General features: G+C 35.2%; 19 protein-coding genes and 2 tRNA genes. 10 read left to right on the top strand and 11 right to left on the bottom strand.

From position 1 onward, the window contains the following. Window positions 1–54: 54 nt before the first annotated feature. The 4 genes from tsaD to ISP71_06675 form a co-directional block, all read right to left on the bottom strand. A complete protein-coding gene (gene tsaD, locus ISP71_06690; GenBank protein ID MBL6663773.1) occupies window positions 55–1083 on the bottom strand; it encodes a tRNA (adenosine(37)-N6)-threonylcarbamoyltransferase complex transferase subunit TsaD in 1029 nt (342 codons plus the stop codon). Then, complete coding sequence (locus tag ISP71_06685; GenBank protein ID MBL6663772.1) at window positions 1073–2284, bottom strand: bifunctional 3,4-dihydroxy-2-butanone-4-phosphate synthase/GTP cyclohydrolase II; 1212 nt, start codon at window positions 2282–2284, stop codon at window positions 1073–1075. The genes tsaD and ISP71_06685 overlap by 11 nt, the downstream gene beginning before the upstream one ends. A 55-nt stretch (window positions 2285–2339) precedes the next feature. Further along, on the bottom strand, window positions 2340–2774 hold the full coding sequence (locus tag ISP71_06680; GenBank protein MBL6663771.1) for a DUF2147 domain-containing protein: 435 nt from the start codon (window positions 2772–2774) through the stop codon (window positions 2340–2342). A 182-nt stretch (window positions 2775–2956) separates the two neighbouring features. Next, window positions 2957–3460 (bottom strand): YiiD C-terminal domain-containing protein, encoded by a 504-nt coding sequence (locus ISP71_06675; protein ID MBL6663770.1) that lies wholly within the window; start codon window positions 3458–3460, stop codon window positions 2957–2959. Between the two features lie 63 nt (window positions 3461–3523). On the opposite strand from ISP71_06675, the gene surE reads away from it, so the two are divergent. Genes surE through ISP71_06655 form a run of 4 tightly spaced genes read left to right on the top strand, consistent with a single transcriptional unit; the run spans window position 3524 to window position 7758 of the window. After that, window positions 3524–4291 (top strand): 5'/3'-nucleotidase SurE, encoded by a 768-nt coding sequence (gene surE / locus ISP71_06670; GenBank protein ID MBL6663769.1) that lies wholly within the window; start codon window positions 3524–3526, stop codon window positions 4289–4291. Beyond that, on the top strand, window positions 4279–4575 hold the full coding sequence (locus ISP71_06665) for a hypothetical protein (GenBank protein MBL6663768.1): 297 nt from the start codon (window positions 4279–4281) through the stop codon (window positions 4573–4575). Before surE ends, ISP71_06665 begins: the two co-directional genes overlap by 13 nt. After that, the gene (gene lpxB, locus ISP71_06660) at window positions 4572–5657 is read left to right on the top strand and encodes a lipid-A-disaccharide synthase (GenBank protein ID MBL6663767.1); all 1086 of its coding nucleotides are present in this window, start codon (window positions 4572–4574) and stop codon (window positions 5655–5657) included. The genes ISP71_06665 and lpxB overlap by 4 nt, the downstream gene beginning before the upstream one ends. Window positions 5658–5688: 31 nt before the next feature. Next, window positions 5689–7758: a ComEC family competence protein gene (locus ISP71_06655; GenBank protein MBL6663766.1), complete on the top strand. Its 2070-nt coding sequence runs from the start codon at window positions 5689–5691 to the stop codon at window positions 7756–7758. On the opposite strand, the gene ftcD is transcribed toward ISP71_06655, so the two are convergent. Continuing rightward, complete coding sequence (gene ftcD / locus ISP71_06650; protein MBL6663765.1) at window positions 7755–9449, bottom strand: glutamate formimidoyltransferase; 1695 nt, start codon at window positions 9447–9449, stop codon at window positions 7755–7757. The two genes, ISP71_06655 and ftcD, sit on opposite strands and share 4 nt — an antisense overlap. A 7-nt stretch (window positions 9450–9456) precedes the next feature. Continuing rightward, window positions 9457–10704: an imidazolonepropionase gene (locus ISP71_06645; protein ID MBL6663764.1), complete on the bottom strand. Its 1248-nt coding sequence runs from the start codon at window positions 10702–10704 to the stop codon at window positions 9457–9459. Window positions 10705–10782: 78 nt separating this feature from the next. Between ISP71_06645 and aroC the strand changes: the two genes are divergently transcribed. Genes aroC through ISP71_06630 form a run of 3 tightly spaced genes read left to right on the top strand, consistent with a single transcriptional unit; the run spans window position 10783 to window position 15058 of the window. Further along, entirely contained in the window at window positions 10783–11841 is a 1059-nt protein-coding gene (gene aroC, locus ISP71_06640) for a chorismate synthase (protein ID MBL6663763.1), read from the top strand. Between the two features lie 2 nt (window positions 11842–11843). After that, on the top strand, window positions 11844–13136 hold the full coding sequence (locus ISP71_06635; GenBank protein MBL6663762.1) for a dicarboxylate/amino acid:cation symporter: 1293 nt from the start codon (window positions 11844–11846) through the stop codon (window positions 13134–13136). Further along, a complete protein-coding gene (locus ISP71_06630; protein MBL6663761.1) occupies window positions 13136–15058 on the top strand; it encodes a PD40 domain-containing protein in 1923 nt (640 codons plus the stop codon). Before ISP71_06635 ends, ISP71_06630 begins: the two co-directional genes overlap by 1 nt. 53 nt (window positions 15059–15111) lie before the next feature. Here the strand turns inward: ISP71_06630 and rplS are convergent, their stop codons facing one another. Beyond that, window positions 15112–15459: a 50S ribosomal protein L19 gene (rplS, locus tag ISP71_06625; protein MBL6663760.1), complete on the bottom strand. Its 348-nt coding sequence runs from the start codon at window positions 15457–15459 to the stop codon at window positions 15112–15114. Between the two features lie 89 nt (window positions 15460–15548). Continuing rightward, window positions 15549–16226, bottom strand: coding sequence for a tRNA (guanosine(37)-N1)-methyltransferase TrmD (gene trmD, locus ISP71_06620; GenBank protein ID MBL6663759.1), 678 nt, complete (start codon window positions 16224–16226; stop codon window positions 15549–15551). Between the two features lie 259 nt (window positions 16227–16485). On the opposite strand from trmD, the gene ISP71_06615 reads away from it, so the two are divergent. Continuing rightward, the gene (locus ISP71_06615; GenBank protein ID MBL6663758.1) at window positions 16486–17487 is read left to right on the top strand and encodes a T9SS type A sorting domain-containing protein; all 1002 of its coding nucleotides are present in this window, start codon (window positions 16486–16488) and stop codon (window positions 17485–17487) included. A gap of 122 nt (window positions 17488–17609) precedes the next feature. Here the strand turns inward: ISP71_06615 and ISP71_06610 are convergent. The 3 genes from ISP71_06610 to ISP71_06600 form a co-directional block, all read right to left on the bottom strand. Next, window positions 17610–17693, bottom strand: a tRNA-Leu gene (locus ISP71_06610). 32 nt (window positions 17694–17725) lie between these two features. Further along, window positions 17726–17798 (bottom strand) — tRNA-Lys (locus ISP71_06605). Window positions 17799–17875: 77 nt separating this feature from the next. After that, on the bottom strand, window positions 17876–19039 hold the full coding sequence (locus ISP71_06600; protein ID MBL6663757.1) for a hypothetical protein: 1164 nt from the start codon (window positions 19037–19039) through the stop codon (window positions 17876–17878). Window positions 19040–19083: 44 nt separating this feature from the next. On the opposite strand from ISP71_06600, the gene ISP71_06595 reads away from it, so the two are divergent. Continuing rightward, entirely contained in the window at window positions 19084–19887 is an 804-nt protein-coding gene (locus ISP71_06595) for an SDR family oxidoreductase (protein ID MBL6663756.1), read from the top strand. Between the two features lie 28 nt (window positions 19888–19915). After that, window positions 19916–20419, top strand: coding sequence for a shikimate kinase (locus ISP71_06590; GenBank protein MBL6663755.1), 504 nt, complete (start codon window positions 19916–19918; stop codon window positions 20417–20419). Window positions 20420–20427 lie beyond the last annotated feature (8 nt).

Here is a 20427-nt window from a genome sequence, read left to right as displayed (position 1 = left end):
ATATAACGATTTTTTAATCTAGTATGAAGCTTATTTGTCCAAAATTCAATTTGGCTAGATGCTGAGTCTTGCTTTGGCAGTAATCTCTTGACTACAAAACTCTTTATTGAGGTACTTGTAATAGCCCGTAATAGCTATCATAGCTGCGTTATCTGTGCAGTACGAAAATGGTGGAATGTATGTTTTCCATTGGTGTGATTGCTCCATTTCTGTTAGTCGTATTCTTAAGCCAGAGTTGGCTGATACTCCTCCAGCAATTGCTATATCGTTTATTTGCGTTTCTTTTGCGGCTTTTTCTACTTTCTTCATCAAAATATTGATGATACTGTGCTGAATAGAGGCGCAAATATCTGCTAAGTTTTGTTCAATGAATTGAGGATTCTCTTTGGTCTTCTTTTGAATAAAATAGAGTATGCTTGTTTTCAACCCACTAAAGCTAAAGTTAAGCCTATCGACTTTGGGTATGCCAAAAGTGAAAGCATTAGGGTTGCCTTCTTTAGCGTATTTATCAATTAGTGGTCCGCCAGGGTAGGGCAGTCCTAAAAGTTTTGCAGATTTGTCGAAAGCTTCGCCGGCAGCATCGTCTATGGTTTCTCCTATTAGTTCAAAATTAAGGTAATTCTTAACTCTTACTATTTGAGTATGTCCACCAGATACAGTAAGACATAAAAACGGAAAGTTCGGCGGCTTGCCACTGCCATCTTTTTCTTTAATAAAATGAGCCAAAATATGCCCTTGCATATGGTTAACGTCAATAATCGGAATGCCCAAAGCTAGGGCAAAGGATTTAGCAAAAGATACGCCGACCAAAAGTGAGCCTAGCAACCCAGGTCCTCTAGTAAATGCTACTGCCGATATTTGATTTTTGTGGATTCCTGCTTCTTTGATAGCTTGATGAACGACAGGAATTATGTTTTGCTGATGGGCTCTAGATGCTAATTCTGGTACTACACCACCATATTGCTGGTGAATTTTTTGACTACCTATGATATTAGATAAAATTTTTCCATCTTGAATGATAGCAGCACTGGTATCATCACAAGAAGATTCTATACCGAGTATAATAATGGGTTTACTCATCATCTAATTTGGACAGTCGATGTCCTAATTTATCTCGCTTAGTTTTGAGGTAAAACTCGTTATGTTCATTGGAATCTATTTCAATAGCAATATTTTCTACTATTTCGAGGCCATACCCAATAAGTCCAGACCTTTTCTTAGGATTATTACTCATTAGCTTTATTTTGTGAACATCTAATGAGCGTAGGATTTGAGCACCAACACCATAATCTCTGTAATCGGCTTTAAATCCTAAATCTTCATTGGCTTCTACGGTATCTCTGCCTTGTTCTTGTAGCTTGTAAGCTTTTAGTTTATTTAACAAGCCAATACCTCTTCCTTCTTGATTCATGTATACAATTACTCCTTTGCCTTCTTTTTCCACCATTTGCATAGCTGCCTCTAGCTGAGGGCCACAGTCACAACGGCAGGAACCAAAAATGTCGCCTGTAATACAAGATGAGTGAACCCTGACGAGAATAGGCTCATCTTTTTCCCATTTTCCTTTTACTAAAGCTAAATGAGTTTGGTCATTAGTAATTTGACGAAAGGCATGTAGTTTGAAATTACCTATTTCTGTAGGCAAGTCAACATCTATTTGTTTTTCAATAAGACTTTCATTTTTTATTCTAAAAGCAATTAAATCCTTAATGGTAACTATTTTAAGTTGATGTTTTTTAGCAATGACTTTAAGTTCAGGCATTCTTGCCATTGAACCGTCTTCATTCATTATTTCAACAATAACACCAGCTGGATAGAGTCCAGCTAATCGAGCTAAATCTATTGCAGCTTCGGTATGTCCAGCTCTTCTAAGGACACCACCTTTTCTAGCTTTTAATGGAAAAATATGTCCGGGTTTACCTAATTCACTGGCTCTAGTGTTAGGGTTTACTAAAGCTTTAATAGTCTTTGCTCTGTCACTAGCAGAAATACCTGTGGTACAGCCGTGACCGATAAGGTCTACTGATATGGTGAAAGGGGTTTCGTATTCGGCTGTATTTTTGCCCACCATTAATTCAAGTTCCAATTCTTCACATCGGTCTTCAATTAATGGTGCGCAAATAAGACCACGACCATGCGTAGCCATAAAGTTTATCATTTCAGGAGTAACTTTATCAGCAGCAGCTAAAAAGTCACCTTCATTCTCTCTATCTTCATCATCAACAACAATAACAATTTTACCTGCTTTGATGTCTTCAATAGCTTCTTCTATTGTGTTTAGCATCCAGTTTTATTTTGGTGCAAAGATAAGTTATTAGAGAGTAAGAAACGGACTGAAATTAGTCTGTTTTTCTTGTCCAAGTAGAGGTCTTACCTATAAAAGGTAAACTGATTAGATAACCTTCAAGTTCAAGAGTATTTTCGTCTACTAGTGTGGCAGTTCCTCCGTATGTTTTACCATTAGAAGGTTTATATATTACTCCATCTTCCCAAACATTATCTCCTGTAAACACAAAACCTTGCATTATTTTCAAACCCAATCGTTTTCTACTTCTTAATTTTTCTTCAGGATTTTCTTTATCTAACTTTGGCTTTCCGTTACTATCATTGGGTTCTTTCATCCATGTAGTTTTTCCCGCAAAAGTTTTTCCATCTAAAAATATAGTTACAACGGCTTCTTTGTCAGATGTATACCATTCACCTAGAATAGCATCTGATTGAGCAAAAGTTGTGATACTAAATAATAGTCCAAATAATAAAGTTATTGTTTTCATAGTGTACTTGTTTTTTGAGCAAGGTAATCATTTTTTGAAACCTATAGGCATAAAAAAAAGCTACCCGAGTATTTCTACTCGGGTAGCCCCTTAAAGCCATGAAAAAACTTACTTCCCTCTCCCTAATGGGAACAACAAAGATAAATAAACTTTTTAAGTTTTATGACTTCATTTACTTTTTTTTAAAAAATATTTAAGTTGTGTTTTTTTGTATTTCTAATATGTACTAATACTCTAGCCTCAGTGCATACTTCTTGATTTTCATCAATAGCGTTTACATCGTGCCATACCTCGTATTTGTCTTCGGTCTTCAAGCCAGTAATAGCATTTTTAACATCATTTTCTGTAAGACAAAATGCAATTTCAAGATTTGATGTAGCAGCTTTACGATATCTAATTTCCACTTTTTTTATCCAAACTTCCATTGGTATGCCTTTTGTGCTAAATATTTGCCAGTACATAACGGCATAATAAGGATCAATGGCGCTAAATATAGTGCCACCGAAAATGGCTTTTTGTAGATTTTTATTCAGCCAAGAATAGTTGACCTTAACTTTTAGGTTCATAAAGTCCGAATCATTTTCGACTATTTTAATACGGTTAACTAATAGAGGTGGAAAAAAATTCATCACCTTTCTGAGTAATTTTGAACTGTATTTTCGGTTACCTATCTTTACTTTTGACATAGAGTTGCAAAAGTATAAGTTCTTCACTTTCTTTTGGTAAATTTGTGGTATAAACTTTCAACAATGGATAGACCTTTAATTTTAGTATCAAATGATGATGGTATTTCAGCTCCCGGTATAAGAGCATTGATAGATGTGGTGCGTGAAATTGGAGATGTTGTCGTTGTTGCTCCTGACGGCCCTCAATCAGGTATGGGGCATGCTATTACATTAAATTCTACTTTAAGATGTGATCAGATTCATTTCGATGATGGTCCACAAATTGAATACGAGTGCTCGGGTACTCCTGTTGATTGTGTCAAATTAGCTGTAAGTGCCATTTTAGAACGAAAACCAGATTTGTGTGTTTCAGGAATAAATCATGGCTCCAATTCTTCAATAAACGTCATTTATTCTGGTACGATGTCTGCTGCAGTAGAAGGAGCTTTGGAGGGTATACCTTCAATTGGTTTTTCATTGTTAGATTATTCTCATGATGCCGACTTTAGTGCGTCTAAAAGAGTTGTTAAGACTGTAGTTGAAAAGGTCTTGAAAGAAGGATTACCCAAGGGGAGATGTTTAAATGTCAATATTCCTAAATTACCGTATTCTGATATCAAGGGCTATAAAATATGCAGACAAGCTGACGCCAATTGGGTTGAAGATTTTGATAAAAGAAAAGATCCTACAGGTAGAACTTACTATTGGTTAACTGGAAGTTTTCAAAATTTTGATAAAGGCAATGACACAGACGAGTGGGCGTTAGCCAACGGCTATGTTTCTATAGTGCCGGTACAATACGATATAACTGCTTATGATTGTATTTCTGAACTAAAATCATGGGATTTATGATAAATGATTCTTTATTTATAAAAGGTGCTGTATTAGGTTTAATACTTCCTACTCTTGCTTTTTTAGTTTATTCTAATATAGTTATGGAGGGCGATATGTTAGCCTTATATTATCAGTTAAAAGCTATGGACGTACATACTCATGTATTGAGTTTGTGTGCATTCCTAAACCTCATACCTTTTCTTATTTTTATGAGAGCCGACAGAGAAAAACCGGCTAAAGGGATTCTAATGGTTACTATCCTTTTAGCCTTATTTGTGATGATTAATAAGTTCTTATTTTGAAACGTTACTACTTCATAGTAGGAGAGGCTTCTGGCGATTTACATGCGGCAAATCTTATTAAAGAACTATCTCGATTAGATACAGATGCTACATTTCAAGGGTTTGGTGGCGAACGAATGCAAAAAGAAGGACTTGAATTAACAAAGCATTACCAAGAGATGGCATTTATGGGATTTTGGGAGGTGTTGATGAACTTATCTGCTATTAGAAAGAATTTTAAACAGGCTAAAAAAGAACTCCTTGAATTTAAGCCTGACGTTTTGGTTTTGGTGGATTATCCAGGCTTTAATATGCGAATGGCGACATTTGCAAAGAAGCACAACATTAAGGTAGTCTATTACATTACACCTCAGGTCTGGGCGTGGAAAGAAAATAGAGTTAATAAGTTAAAAAGAGATGTAGATTTACTATTACCTATTTTACCCTTTGAACGTTCATTTTTTGCTAGACATGGTATAGATGTCAATTATGTTGGTCACCCTTTACTTGATGCTTTCAAGGATTTGGATAGCAGAAATATAGAATCAGAAAAGCCCATCATAGCTATTTTGCCGGGTAGTAGAAAACAAGAAATAGCTACTTCACTTCCCATTATGATGGAGGTTGCCAAGTCTTTTGAAAATTATCAATTTATTATTGCTGGAGCACCATCCATTTCTCAAGATTATTACCGTTCTATAACACAGGATTCGTATATGCCAGTTTTGTCTAATCAGACTCACGCCCTGTTGAAAGAATGTAAAGCCGCTATCGTTACATCTGGAACAGCTACTTTAGAGGCTGCAATTCTTAAAGTTCCTCAAGTTGTATGTTATAAGACTTCCTCAATTTCTTACTTCCTTGCTAAGTTAGTTGTCAAGGTAAAATACATTGCATTGGTCAATCTTATTTGTGATAAAGAAGTGGTAAAGGAATTGATACAAGATGATTTCAATGCTGATAACTTAGTCAATGAGTTGAATCGTATTTTGAATAAGAAGAACAAAACTCAAATTTTGTCTGATTATGATAGTATGATACGTCTTCTTGGCGATGTAGGTGCTTCTAAAAGAGCTGCCGAAGCTATTAACTCTTTGCATTAGTTTTATTACTTTAGGCTGACAAATTTAAGCCATGCAATCCTGGAATTCTCTACCTCTGTTTCGTTTAATTTTTCCATTAATTCTAGGAATATTACTTGCCGATTATCTTTATTTTAATCAATTACTAATTGTCAATCTTTCACTACTGGTATTACTGCTTATCATTCAAAGTAAAAGAATGAGCTACAGATTAAGATGGGTATTTGGTGCTTTGGCTTATCTATTTGTTTTTGGAGTTGGTGTATGGTTGAAAACCATCTCTTTAGATAAAAATCAAGATAACTTTTTTGCTAATCATCTTGACGATGACAGTTACCTATTTATTGAATTGTTGGAAGACCCCTCAGAAAAACCTAACTCCTATAAAACAGTTGCTGAAGTTTTATCGGTAAACGAACAGCCCAGTTGTGGAAAGATACTTCTGTACTTGCATAAAGAACTTGATAGCTTAAGCTATGGTAGTCAATTCATTACAATTAAAAAGCCTCAACATATAAAATCACCTTCAAATCCTTATCAGTTTAATTATGCTGAATTTTTAAGTCATAGAAATATATCGCATCAACTTTATCTTACAAAAGAAGATATAGTATTGGTCGATGATGCAGCAGGTCATGTCATTCTGAGGTGGGTTATTTCAATTCGAAAGCAATTACTCTCAAAGTTGAATAATAGCGATTTATCGGAAGATGGAAAAGCCATCTCTTCGGCCTTATTACTAGGTTATAAAAACGATATGAATTCATCTTTAAAGGATTCTTTTAGTCGTTCTGGTGTAATACATATATTAGCTGTTTCAGGATTGCATGTCGGTATCATATATATATTGTTAGCTGCTCTTTTGTCTTTTATGGACAAAACTATTTTTCTAAGATGGCTTAAACTGTTTCTTGTGCTATTGTCTTTGTGGCTCTATGCTTTTATAACCAACCTCAGTCCATCAGTAATGCGTGCTGCAACATTATTTTCTTTTGTGGCTTTTGGTGCTACAATAAATAGAAATTCAAACATTTATAACACTTTAGCGGCTTCTGCTTTTATTTTATTATTTATAAACCCTAACTATATTTATGAGCTTGGTTTTCAGTTATCATATCTAGCAGTATTAGGTATAGTTAGTATTTATCCAAAAATATATTCTGTCCTTTCTTTTAAGTTTTTTCTTTGGGATAAAATATGGCAATTGATAGGAGTTTCTATAGCGGCTCAAATAGCAACATTTCCATTGGTTGTCTATTATTTTCATCAATTTCCCAATTACTTTTTGTTAGGAAATTTACTGGTTCTTCCTTTAGTTCCTTTAATTATTTATTGTGGCTTGTCTTATTTACTTTTTGCTCGATTTGAAATACTTAGTGAGCCCATTTTATATGCTTTAAATTACCTAATTGAATTGTTGGTGTTAATAGTTAGAAAGATAGAGAGTCTTCCTTATTCTTTTACTGACTTTTTATGGCTGAGTACTTTTGAAATGGCTTTGGTTTACCTCTTGATTGGCATAGTGTTATGGAGTATTTACTTTAGAAGTTTTTCGGTTTTTACACTTTCGTTTGTTATAGTCATTGCTTTGCAAATTAGCGATTGGTATGAAGATGAAAAAAGGTTGAACGCCAGTGAATTGGTTTTTTATGCTATTGATAAACAAACTGCCTTTGGAATAGTACACCAAAAAGAAGCCTTTATTTTTATGGATAAGGATTTGCTAAAGAATACGGCCAGTCAAAAATTCAATTTGCATAACCATTGGTCCTATCTTGGTTTGACTACCTTAGAGAAGATGCCCTTAGATACGAATCTAGAAAATGCTCTAGTTTGGAAAAAGGAAAATCACATTCAATTGGGTCATTTACGACTGTTATGGATTAACGATGATTTCAAAATAAAGACTAACCAAACCCCTATAGATGTGGATTACTGCTTAATTTCTGATTATTTTCCTGTTGAGAAACTCTTACAAACGTACCAACCTAAACGGATTGTTTTAGATGCTGCTTTGTCCTACTATGAGGTGCAAAAACTAAATAAAGAATGTCAGCATTTGAATGTGAATAGCTACTCCCTTAAAAAAGATAAAGCCTTGATTGTTAATCTCAAGAATTAAATTTTACTTTCAGTAATAGTCATTATTTCTTTTTCTAAGTCAGTCGCTTTATCCACTAGACTTTGTCCTTTAGTAAGAATATCGTTTACAAAGTCTTTGTCTTGACAATCTCCACAGTTAATTTTTACATTTAGAAATGCACCTCTAACGGCAGTTCTGGCACACAAAGCGCCAACGGCTGCGTCTGTCACTGAGTTGGGGTTTCCAAATTCAGCCATAGCTTTCATCACTTGCATAGAATCGTAGGCTGTTTGCATAACTTTATAAGGAGTAGTTATAGCAAATTTAGTAGCCTGTTGAATAGCATCATTTCTAAGAGCCTTTTCTTCTTCACTATCTTTTGGTAAACGAAAAGCTTCCATTATTTTGTTGAAGGCGTTGGTGTCTTCATCTACTAATCTCAATAGTTCGTTTTGAAAAGCAATTCCTTTTTCTGCCCAATTCGAAAATTCTTCCCATTTATCGTCCCAACCTCTTTTATGAGCGGAAAGGTTGGCAACCATAGTTCCTAGAGCAGCACCCATAGCTCCACAATAAGCAGAAATAGAGCCTCCACCCGGTGCAGGGCTTTCACTAGAAGTTTCGTTAGCAAATTCAATAAGGTTCATATCAATCAAACGCTTAGTATTGTTATCATCGAGCATATATTCTATAACCCTTTCTTGTAGAATAAAGGGCGATAACTCATCAAGTCCAAGGGTTTTGACAGCAATTTTCATGATTTCTTGCTCTGAAATCCCGATAGAACGTTCTTGTTTTTTTAAAAAATGAACTCCAGCGTCAATAAGTACTTTTTTAGGAACTAGCCCAACCAATTCTGAACCAGTAACACGAAGTCCACGAGCTTGAGCACGTTCACATGTTTTATCAAAAACTTCATGAAGTGGAGATACATTAATGTTGGTTAGGTTGTAGGAAATCTGTGCTACGCCGTATTCTTCAATGAACCAACCGATGCCTTTAACGTGCTTAAACAATCCAGGCTCTCGCAAAGGTTCGCCATTTTCATCTTTTAATATTTTTCCTGTAACAGAATCGCCTTCTCTTTTTAATCTTCCAGCTTCTCTAATGTCAAAAGCTACAGCATTTGCACGTCTAGTAGAGGTGGTGTTGAGGTTGATGTTATAAGCGACTAAGAAGTCCCTTGCTGAAATGGCAGTTGCTCCAGATTTAGAAACAGATTTGTTAAACTCGGCAGGTCCATAGTCAGGTTTCCAGTTAGGGTCAACTAATTTTTGCTTTAAGCCTTCGTATTCTCCTGAACGACAATTGGCTAAATTTTTTCTTTTTTCTTCTTTAGCGGCACTTTCATAACAGTAAATTGGTATGTTCAGTTCATTGCCAACTCTTTCAGCGAGTTTATGAGCCCACTGTGCAGTTTCTTGCATAGAAATATCAGCTATTGGGACTAAAGGGCAAACATCAGTAGCACCCATTCTAGGGTGTTCTCCACTATGTTTACTCATGTCAATGAGGTTTTGTGCTTTTTGTATCAATAAAAATGCAGCGTCAATGACCTGTTGAGGTTCTCCTACAAAGGTTATTACGGTTCTGTTGGTGGCTTTTCCAGGGTCTACATTTAGTAGTTTTACACCATCAACAGTTTCTACTACATTAGCGATTTCTTGTATTTTTTTGGCATCTCTACCTTCCGAGATGTTTGGGACGCATTCTATGAGTTGTCTTTTCATTATTTTTTTAAGATTGTATTTTTCCGTTAATGATTATTTTATCAATATACTTATGTCCAAAAGAATAGGGGATAAAAGCATAAGATGATATAGGTTTTGTAATGAATAAATTGGCTTTCTTGCCAACAGCAATACTTCCTAGTTCTTGACTTAGCCCCATTGCGTAAGCTGTATTTATTGTTGTAGCGTTAATGACTTCTTCTGGTGTCATGCCCATTCTAATACAGCCTAGTGAAGCTACAAAATTCATATTTCCACTTGGGCTAGAGCCGGGGTTATAGTCAGTAGCTAGAGCCACAGGCAAATCATTTTCCATTAATTTTTTGGCAGGTCCGTAGGGTATGCCTAGAAAGAATGAACACGATGGTAATAAAGTTGGCATACACTCGCTACCTTTTAAAACTTCTATATCTTCATCGCTCATTATTTCTAAGTGGTCAACAGATAAGGCCTTGTATTTGACACTTGCTTTAACGCCACCTTGAATTGTGAATTGATTGACGTGAGTTTTTGGTATTAAACCAAAGGACTGGGCAGCCTCAAGAAGTCTTTCTGTATCTTCTACAGAAAAGTAACCTTCCTCACAAAAAATATCTATGTATTCTGCTAGTTGTTCTTGTGCAATTTGAGGTAGCATTTCATCAATGATGAGGTCTAAGTAGGCCGATTTATTGGTTTTGTATTCTTGGGGGATAGCGTGTGCCCCTAAGAAAGTGGCTTTGATAGTTAAAGGAGATAACTTTTTTAATCTCTTTATCACTCTAAGCATTTTGAGTTCAGCTTCTGTTGTTAGTCCATAACCACTTTTAATTTCGATAGCACCAGTACCCATTCTCATAACTTCATTAGCACGTTGTAACGCTTTTTCTAGTAGTTCGTCTTCAGAAGTTTCTTGTAGCTTTTTGGCGGAGTTCAAGATACCGCCACCATTTTTAGCAATATCTTCATAACTAGCACCTTTTATTCGCTGCTCCCATTCGTTTTCTCTATTTCCAGCAAAAACTAAATGCGTATGGCTATCACAATAGGAAGGGAATACCATTCCTCCGTTAGCATCAATTATTTCGGTATTGTTCCAGTCGTCAATACCTGTCCATTGGTCCATACTGCCAAAAGCAGTAATAATTCCGTCTTGAATCTCTATGAACCCGTCTTTTATGGTGTCAATTTCACTCATTTCAGAGCCGCTGACCCACTTTCTGATTTGGTATTCAACTTGAACGAGCTCAGAAATGTTTTTTATTACTGTTTTCATTAGAATGATTAAATCTTAGCGAAAATAGAAAAAATAGCCCATAAATTGCTCCTTGATATTTGCTTATATTTGTGGGGTATGAATTCTATAGGAAAGCTATTTCGTTTAACTACATTTGGAGAATCTCATGGTGCTGCCATAGGTGGAATAATTGACGGTTGTCCTGCTGGATTATCATTAGATTTAGAACGTATCCAATCTGAATTGGATAGAAGAAAACCTGGTCAATCTTCCATTACTACTCAGAGAAAAGAAAGTGATATTGTTCAGTTTCACTCTGGAATTTTTGAAGGCAAAACTACAGGAGCACCTATAGGATTTACTATTCCAAATAAAGACTCTAAATCTCAAGACTACAGTCATTTGAAAGACACTTTTAGACCGTCCCATTCCGACTTTAGTTATACCAAGAAATACGGTTTTAGAGATTATAGAGGTGGCGGTCGTTCTTCGGCTAGAGAAACTGCCAATTGGGTGGTTGCTGGTGCAATTGCTAAGCAATTACTGTCAGATGTAAAAATTAATGCTTTTGTTTCATCAGTAGGAGCAATTTCTATTGATAAACCTTATCAAGAATTGGATTTCTCACACATTGAAAGTAATAGTGTGCGTTGCCCTGATTCAGCTACGGCACATAAAATGATGGCCTTGATAGAGGAAGTTAAAAACGATGGTGATACCATTGGAGGTATCATTACTGGAGTAGTTCAAAATGTCCCACAAGGATTGGGCGAACCAATTTTTGATAAGCTACACGCTAGTTTAGGAAAAGCACTTTTATCCATAAACGCTGTCAAAGGAATAGAGTTTGGTAGTGGTTTTTGTTCTACTGAAATGAGAGGTAGTCAGCACAATGATATTTTTAATCCTGATGGAACAACTCAAAGTAACCTTTCTGGAGGAATACAAGGAGGTATAAGTAATGGTATGGACATCTATTTTAGAGTGGCCTTTAAACCAGTTTCTACTTTGATGAAAGAGCAAAAAAGTATTGATGCAAGTGGACAAGAAGTTATGTTAGAGGGAAAAGGTCGTCATGACGCCTGTGTATTGCCAAGAGCAGTTCCTGTTGTTGAGGCTATGACAGCATTGGTTCTTGCCGACATGTATTTACTCAATAAAAATTCAAAACTTTAAAGATGAGAAAGCTCGCTTTGCATTGGAAGATAATTATAGGAATGGTTCTGGGAGTGTTCTACGGACTTGTAGCTAGTAAAATGGGTTGGGTAGATTTCACCAACGACTGGATAAAACCATGGGGTAAAATCTTCATCAATTTATTAAAACTAATAGCTGTTCCATTAGTATTTGCTTCGCTTATAAAAGGGGTTAGTAGCTTGAGTGATATTTCTAAACTTTCTAGAATTGGAGGCAAAACTATTGGTATGTATCTTTTTACAACTGTAGTGGCGGTGACTTTTGGTTTATTATTGGTCAATATTATTCAACCTGGAACATCCTTTTCTGAAGAAAAAAGAATGGAGTTGAAAGAACAATATGCTTCAAATGCTGCTAGCAAAATAGCATCTGCTAAAAATGTTAAAGAAGATGGTCCTCTGCAATTCATTGTTGATATGGTGCCCAGCAATTTTATTCAAGCAACAGGCAACAATAAGAATATGTTACAAGTCATTTTCTTTGCTATTCTTTTTGGTATTGCTATGGTTATGCTTCCTTCAGAAAAGACTTCTGTTGTCAAAGCTTTCTTTGACGGTGTTAATGATATTATTTTACAAATAGTGGATTTAATAATGCTAACCGCTCCCTATGGTGTATTTGCATTACTAGGGGGCTTAGTCGTTGATTTTGGAGGATCTGCCGAGCTTTTCCAAGCTCTAGGTATTTATTCTTTAAGCGTTGTTATTGGACTGCTTCTTATGATAATGGTCGTTTATCCTCTTATTTTAAAAACCTTTACTAAGCTTAATTATTTTGATTTTTTCAAGGGTATTGCTCCTGCACAGATGTTAGCATTTTCTACCAGCTCAAGTGCAGCAACATTACCTGTTACTATGGAAAGATGTGAAGACCATCTCGGTGTTTCCGAAGAAGTTTCATCTTTTGTTTTGCCATTAGGGGCTACTATAAATATGGACGGAACTTCTTTGTATCAGGCCGTAGCGGCTGTATTTATTGCTCAAGCCTTTGGGTATGATTTAGATTTAAGCCAACAACTGACTATTGTTTTAACCTCTACTTTAGCCTCTATTGGTGCAGCAGCAGTTCCTGGTGCAGGAATGGTCATGCTAGTTATAGTGTTAAGCTCTATTGGTATTGATCCTGAAGGAATAGCACTTATTTTTGCTGTAGACAGGTTATTAGATATGCTAAGAACGGTAGTAAATGTTACTGGCGATGCTACTGTAGCAACAGTAGTTGCAGCTACTGAGGATCAATTAAAAGATGTAACAGATAAAGAATTAATGAGCTAATGAGAGTACTACTTTATATATTTCTGTGTTTCAATTTTACACTTTTAGCTCAAGATAATTGTAATCTTGATGTTGATGCGACTGCAAAAAAGCATTTTAACAAGGCCAAACGACTAGCTGATGGTCTTCGTTATTCAGAATCCATTCATAATATTAAAAAAGCTCTTGAGATTCAATCCAATTACCCTAATGCCTATTTTTTAATGGGGAGGATATATGAGCTTAAAAAGGATATGGATAATGCCAAGCTCTACTATGAAAAAACTATTGAGGTATGTCCTATGCATTCACCTTTAGTGTATTGGTTTTTGGCTAGTGCGGCTATGGAAGATAAATCATTCAAACAAGCCAAAAAATATTTAAATAGCTATTTAGAGTTTCTTTCTTTGCCTGAAGAAAATAAGGCTATGGCTAGACAGAAAATTAAAACCGCCGAGTTTTACGACGATATGTATTCGAACCCTGTTCCTTTTGCTCCAAAAGCTGTCAAAGGTGTCAGTACAGCAAATGATGAATACCTCTCAGCACTATCGCCGGACAATGAGTTTGCTTATTACACTCGAAGAAGTACCAAACAAAAAATAGGTATGCTACGACCTGAAACAGTAGAGGAGTTTACAGTCTCAGCAAAGAAAGATGGTAAATTCGATAAAGGAAAAAAGATGCCATACCCCTTCAATATGCGACCAAATGAGGGAGGGCCTAGTTTGTCAATAGATAATAGAGAGTTATTTTTTACTATTTGTACCAATGAAAATGGCTACAAAAATTGTGACATTTATTATACAAAGAAAAAGTACGAAGATTGGTCGGAGTTAAAGCGATTAAAATACCCGATTAATAAAGGCGATAGTTGGGAATCCCAACCTACTATTTCTTCCGATGGAAATACGCTTATTTTTAGCAGTATTAGAGAAGGAGGGCTAGGTGGTTCGGACTTGTATAGTGTTAATAGAGATGAAAATGGTAATTGGGGCAACTTAAAATCCCTTAATGTTAATACAGAAGGTAATGAGAAATCACCATTTTTACACCCAGATAGTGAAACCTTGTATTTTTCTTCTGACACGCATTTAGGATTGGGAGGGTTGGATATATTCTACTGTAAAAAAGATTCTACAGGTAATTGGGCAAATCCAGTAAATATTGGCTATCCCATAAATAGTGAAAATGACGATTTAGCATTTTTTGTAAGTACCGATGGTAAAACAGCTTATTTCTCGTCAAATAAGCTATCTGGAGTCGGTGGTTGGGATTTGTATGAATTTCCATTACACAGAGCCGCAAGACCCGAAAAAGTACTTTTTATAAAAGGAGATGTTAAAGCTGAACAAGGAGAAATATTATTTGATGCTGTTGTTGAGGTTAAGTCAATGAATTCAAAGAAAGTTAGTCGTATTGAAGTTAACCAAGAGAGTGGTCAGTACGTAGGTGTTGTCAATATCCAAGAAGATGAAGATGTAATGGTTACAGTTAAGAGTAAAGACTACGCTTTTAATTCTCAGTATATATCTTCTGACGATAGTTATTTTCATAAGCCAGCAGACTTAGATTTTGAAATGCAGGCTATTGAGGAAGGTAAATCCTTTCGCATAAATAACATCTATTTTAATACAGATGCTTTCGAATTGAATCAACAAGCCAAAAATGTACTTAGCAGTTTTACGGAGTTCATGGACTTGAATCCAAGCGTTAGTGTCGCAATTCATGGCCATACTGATGATGTCGGAGATAACACTTCTAACCTAGAGCTTTCTACAAAAAGAGCTCAAGAAGTTCATGATTATCTCATATCAATAGGTGTTGACGCCAACCGCCTATCTTTTAAAGGCTTTGGAGAGTCAAAACCTTTGGTTGCAAATGATACGCAAGAAGGCAAGGCAACTAATCGAAGAACAGAATTCTTTATTACTAAAAAATAGACATAAAAAAACCTGCACCAATGTGCAGGTTTAATATCTTGAGCGTCGAAAAATTATCTTCTCTTCTCCTTAATTCTAGCTTTTTTACCTGTTAATCCTCTTAGGTAATAAATACGAGCTCTTCTTACAGAACCTTCTTTATTAACTTCAACTTTCTCAACTGCAGGTGATAATACCGGGAATATTCTTTCTACACCAACACCACTTGAAATTTTACGAACCGTAAATGTTTCTGTTGTGCTTTTTCCTTTTCTCTGTATTACTACACCTTTAAAAAGCTGTGTTCTCTCTTTACCACCTTCTTTAATTTTGTAGTGTACAGTTACTGTATCACCAGCACTGAAAGAAGGAAAGTCATTACCTTTTAATAATTCGTTTTCTACGTAGTTAATCTGTTCCATTGTAGTAATGTTATGTTTTAGCCTTGAAAAAGGTTTGCAATATTACGATATAATTTTAAATAAAGCTCAAGAATCAAAAGAAAAAATACTTAAGAATCTAATAAGTCAGGTCTTCTTTTTTTAGTTCTTTCTATGGCTTGTTCGTGTCTCCATTCTTCTATCTTAGGAAAGTTGCCTGATAGTAATATTTCTGGAACTTTCCAATTGTTGTATTCTGCAGGTCGTGTATAGACAGGTGGGGCTAGTAAATTGTCTTGAAAAGAGTCTGTTAGTGCGGATGTTTCGTCAGAAATTACACCAGGAATCAGTCTGATAATGCTGTCGCAAAATAGAGCGGCAGCTAATTCGCCACCAGTTAGTACAAAATCACCTATGGATAATTCGTGTGTTATGTAATGGTCTCTGATACGTTGGTCAACACCCTTGTAATGTCCGCAGAGTATTATGATGTTTTCAAAAGTAGAGTAGTGGTTGGCTATGGATTGGTCTAGTCGCTCACCGTCAGGTGTCATATACACAACCGCATCGTAGTTGCGTTCTGATTTTAGTTGGTCAATGCAATCAGCTATGGGTTGTATGCACATAACCATTCCCGCACCTCCTCCAAATTGATAATCATCTACTTTTTTGTGTTTATCGGTGGAGTAGGAGCGTATGTCATGAAGCCTTATTTCGACTATTTTTTTATCAATAGCTCGTTGCAAAATTGAGTGCTCGAAGGGGCTCTTTAACAGTTCGGGATGTATCGTTAGTATATCAATTCTCATAAATCAAAGTTACAAAATTCTTTATTAGCCAAGTGCTTGAAATGGTCTTATAATTTGATTAAATCTATACTGACAAAATGTCAAAAGTATATTATAAAATATTTAAAATCAATAATATATAATTATTATATAAAGTATAAGTTTTTTCATTAAAACTTTGTTGAATTTATTTAAAGGCGTAATAAGTTAACATTGATTTAAAGGATGTTTAAAAAATAAAAACTAAATTTGTGCCATAATCTTAAGCCTAAAAATCGTCATGAAAAAAATATTCTACCTTATAATTTTTATGTTCCCTTTTATCGCTTTTTCACAATCTCAAGATTATTTGGGAAAGTGGCGAAATAGCGACACCACTGAACTGGTTGAAATAATTTCTGATACTATTTATTATTATGAAATAGTTGATAGTTGTTATAATCTTGATAAAATTCCTTTTACCGATTCTGGAAATAATACATTAACGTTGTCTGTTGCAGGTCAATCTTACCCTGTAAATTATACTCTACAAGATGGCAATTCAGTATTAAATATGACGAGTGCATTTGATAATGCCACCTATTATTCTTATGATTTTACAATAGACGATTATGAACCATGTTCAGATTCTTCAAATACAAATTCTAATTACCAAGGAAAGTGGAAAACAACCTCTCCTGTTTTAATGTATCTTGAGTTTACTACAGATTCTGTCTTTGTTTATCGTTTTGATTCAGTTGGCTGTTACACTCTTAACTATTTAACATGTTCGGACCAAGGAAATAGTCAGTTGTTAATTTCAGGAGTGATTACTACTAATTATACGTTAAGTGATAATGGGGAAGAAATGGCTATTGATATTGTTGGTTTAGGAGATTTAGAATTAGAAAGATATGATTTCAATCCTGATCAATGGGTTGAGTGTACCTATAATTGGAAGTGTAATACTACAACGGGCTGCGAAGAGGTTGGTTTATTAGAAGGAAATTTTAATAATCAACAAGATTGCCAAGCTGCTTGTCAAATAGATACGACTACTATTCAAGAATATATTTTGGATATAGATATTTACCCCAATCCATTTAGTGATTATGCTACCTTGGATTTTAAGGATAAGGTAAATTCTTATCAATTGTATGATGTGTATGGTAGGCTATTATTAAGTAAATCAGTCAGTAATTCTGTTGAATACCTTCACAAAGGTTCTTTGAGTCAGGGGGTTTATTTTTTACAATTTATTGGAGATAAAAAAGCAAGTAGGGTTCGAGTAGTTATGGAGTAATTTTTTGGTTAATATGTAAAATAGCCGAGCAGACGCTCGGCTATTTTTTTGTACGGTTGTCTATCGGTTGTCTAAAACGTAAAAAAACTTCTAATCTACTAGAAAAGAAGTCTTTTTTTTAGTGCCCAGAATGGGACTTGAACCCATACGCTCATAAGAGCACAGCCCCCTCAAGACTGCGTGTCTACCAATTTCACCACCTGGGCGGGACAAAAAAAACCCGAATGAACGGGTTTTGTGACCTGGCTGGGGCTCGAACCCAGGACCCTCTCCTTAAAAGGGAGATGCTCTACCTACTGAGCTACCAGGTCAGGTTTAATTTTGAGTGTGCAAATATAATTGCATTATTTCAATCAGCAAGAAAATAAAATTAAATTTTTAAGACTTTTTAAATTGTCTTACAACGTTCAAAATCAGCGTTCTCGTCGAATAGTTTTCGATAGGTTCTTAGAGTCATATATTTTTCTGTACCCAAATTATGAACAATCTTTATCATTTTGGGGTTAAAATCACCAATCCATGTGATGATGAGCTGTTTGTACTGCTTACTTTCATTCTCAAACTGATTTTTAACAGCCATAATAATAGCGCCTTCTAAACCTTTCTTCTGAAAGTCAGGTGCTACACCAAATGCAATACCAAATACATTGTTACAACTTCCTTTCCATTTATGGTATAAAAATTTCAGTTTGCCTAGCCAGTTTAAGTTACCATTGATGTGCTGAAAAATTTGATTTATCTCAGGTAATGCAATGAAAAAAGCTATTGGCTCATTGTTATAATAGGCAAACCAAATGAGTTTTTCATCCATTATAGGTTTCATCTTACGCATTATAGAACGGGCTTGAGAAGCAGGCATTCCTTTAAAGTTGCTATGTGTTGTCCAAGCTTTATTATAGACGGTTCTAAAATCTTCGGCATAGTCGAACATCTTTTTGGTTTCTAGATGTCTGAAGGTATATCCTTTATCTTGTAAAATTCGAGCAGATCGTTCTTTGTATTTAGTTGAAATATCATCACTGATGTTTCGACAATACATGAATTGTTCGAAGTAAGTTAAAAAGCCGTAATCTTCAAATAACTTTTGATAATAGGGTGGCTGATAAGGGTTGGCATAGATAGGTCTATTTTCAAAGCCTTCAACTAATAGTCCCCAATATCTATCTCTTTCCCCAAAATTTATGGGTCCATCCATGGCTTCCATTTCTCTATCCTCAAGCCACTTTTTGGCGGTATCAAACATTAGAGATGAGGCTTTAGGGTCATCTATACATTCAAAAAAACCTACTCCTCCTGTGGGTTGTTTTTCCGAAAATGCTTTTTTTCTATTGATAAAAGCCGCAATACGACCTATGTAAACATTATCGTCATTCTTCAAAATCCACCTAATGGCCTCACCATGTCTAAAAAATTTGTTTTCCTTTTTAGTGAACACCTTTTCTATATCTTGTTTGATGTGAGGTATCCAGTTGGAATCGTTTTTATAAATCTCAAAAGGAATTTTATGAAAAGCTTTTATATGAGCAGACGTTTTTACTTCTATGATTATCATTTAAATTCCGTTTATTTGTAAAAGCAAATTAAGCTGAAATTTAAATGAAAAACAAAGTTGTTGTCATTACTGGTGCATCTTCAGGAATTGGAAAGGCTTGTGCTTGGCATTTTGCCAAGAATGGTAGTAAGGTCGTTTTAGCTGCTAGAAATAATGACAAACTAAAAGTTGTTGGCGAGGAAATGATGTCAGCTGGTTATGAAGTCCTTACAGTTCAAGCAGATGTAAGTATCGAAGAAGATTGCCAACATCTGATTTCAGAAACCATTAGTAAGTTTAAAGGAATTGATGTTCTTATTAATAATGCTGGGATATCCATGCGAGCAACTCTTGAGGAAATGGATTTATCAGTTATGAAAAAAGTTATGGATATCAACTTTTATGGGACTGTATTTTGCACTAAATATGCCTTACCTCATATTTTAAAATCAAAAGGTTCTGTTGTTGGAGTTTCTTCAATAGCAGGTTACAAAGGTTTGCCCGCTAGAACTGCCTATTCAGCTTCTAAGTTTGCTATGCAAGGGTTCTTAGAATCTTTACGAATAGAAAATTTGAAGAAAGGCTTACATGTCCTTATTGCTTGTCCTGGTTTTACGGCTTCAAATATTCGCAACACAGCTTTGTCTAAAGATGGAGAGATTCAGAAAGAAAGCCCTAGAGATGAAAGTAAAATGATGACCGCTGAAAAAGTTGCAGAATACATTTATAAAGCTGTTGTTAATAGACAAAATTCATTAGTTTTAACGATTAATGGAAAACTTACCGTACTTTTGAACAAACTATTACCAAGTTTAGTTGATAGCTTAGTGTACAATCATTTAAAGAAAGAACCTAATTCACCTTTTTAATCCTTTTTAATCCTAAATTAAATTTACAATGACCATTTTTTTAGTCGGCTATATGGGTTGCGGAAAAAGCACCCTAGGAAAAAAACTTGCCCATAACCTTAAACACGATTTTATTGACCTAGACAATTATATTGAAGAACAGGAGGGTAGAACCATCAAAGAAATTTTTGCTGATGATGGAGAAGACTATTTTAGAAAGCTAGAAAGAGTTTATCTTCACCGAGTAATTGATACTGAAAATGTAGTTATTTCAGTAGGTGGAGGTACGCCTTGCTTCTTTGATAATATGGAACAAATGAATGAGTATGGTCTAACGGTATATATCAATATGCACCCTAAGGCTCTTATTCCTAGATTACAATTGTCAGATTCTTTTAGACCTTTAATTGCTGGTATGGAAGGCGAGGTTTTACTTGACTATGTATATAAAACACTCAGAGAAAGAGAAGGCTTTTACCATAAAGCACATAAAGTAGTTACTGGATATAACCTATCTGCCAAAAAACTCCAAGAATACTGCTTAGAAGAGTAAGAAAGACT

The organism is Flavobacteriales bacterium, from assembly GCA_016779995.1.
Lineage (GTDB): Bacteria > Bacteroidota > Bacteroidia > Flavobacteriales > UBA7312 > UBA8444.
Note: the sequence above shows the minus strand (reverse complement) of the source record. Positions and strands in the feature narration are given on the sequence as shown.

Bases quoted from the DNA above. Each gene is read 5' to 3' on its own strand.
- surE (MBL6663769.1), top strand. From the start codon at position 3,524: ATGGATAGACCTTTAATTTTAGTATCAAATGATGATGGTATTTCAGCT.
- ISP71_06680 (MBL6663771.1), bottom strand. From the start codon at position 2,774: ATGAAAACAATAACTTTATTATTTGGACTATTATTTAGTATCACAACT.
- ISP71_06600 (MBL6663757.1), bottom strand. From the start codon at position 19,039: ATGATAATCATAGAAGTAAAAACGTCTGCTCATATAAAAGCTTTTCAT.
- ISP71_06590 (MBL6663755.1), top strand. From the start codon at position 19,916: ATGACCATTTTTTTAGTCGGCTATATGGGTTGCGGAAAAAGCACCCTA.
- ISP71_06665 (MBL6663768.1), top strand. From the start codon at position 4,279: ATGGGATTTATGATAAATGATTCTTTATTTATAAAAGGTGCTGTATTA.
- ISP71_06630 (MBL6663761.1), top strand. From the start codon at position 13,136: ATGAGAGTACTACTTTATATATTTCTGTGTTTCAATTTTACACTTTTA.
- ISP71_06655 (MBL6663766.1), top strand. From the start codon at position 5,689: ATGCAATCCTGGAATTCTCTACCTCTGTTTCGTTTAATTTTTCCATTA.
- ISP71_06685 (MBL6663772.1), bottom strand. From the start codon at position 2,284: ATGCTAAACACAATAGAAGAAGCTATTGAAGACATCAAAGCAGGTAAA.
- ISP71_06675 (MBL6663770.1), bottom strand. From the start codon at position 3,460: ATGTCAAAAGTAAAGATAGGTAACCGAAAATACAGTTCAAAATTACTC.
- ISP71_06595 (MBL6663756.1), top strand. From the start codon at position 19,084: ATGAAAAACAAAGTTGTTGTCATTACTGGTGCATCTTCAGGAATTGGA.
- ISP71_06615 (MBL6663758.1), top strand. From the start codon at position 16,486: ATGAAAAAAATATTCTACCTTATAATTTTTATGTTCCCTTTTATCGCT.
- aroC (MBL6663763.1), top strand. From the start codon at position 10,783: ATGAATTCTATAGGAAAGCTATTTCGTTTAACTACATTTGGAGAATCT.
- trmD (MBL6663759.1), bottom strand. From the start codon at position 16,226: ATGAGAATTGATATACTAACGATACATCCCGAACTGTTAAAGAGCCCC.
- rplS (MBL6663760.1), bottom strand. From the start codon at position 15,459: ATGGAACAGATTAACTACGTAGAAAACGAATTATTAAAAGGTAATGAC.
- ISP71_06635 (MBL6663762.1), top strand. From the start codon at position 11,844: ATGAGAAAGCTCGCTTTGCATTGGAAGATAATTATAGGAATGGTTCTG.
- tsaD (MBL6663773.1), bottom strand. From the start codon at position 1,083: ATGATGAGTAAACCCATTATTATACTCGGTATAGAATCTTCTTGTGAT.
- ftcD (MBL6663765.1), bottom strand. From the start codon at position 9,449: ATGAAAAGACAACTCATAGAATGCGTCCCAAACATCTCGGAAGGTAGA.
- ISP71_06645 (MBL6663764.1), bottom strand. From the start codon at position 10,704: ATGAAAACAGTAATAAAAAACATTTCTGAGCTCGTTCAAGTTGAATAC.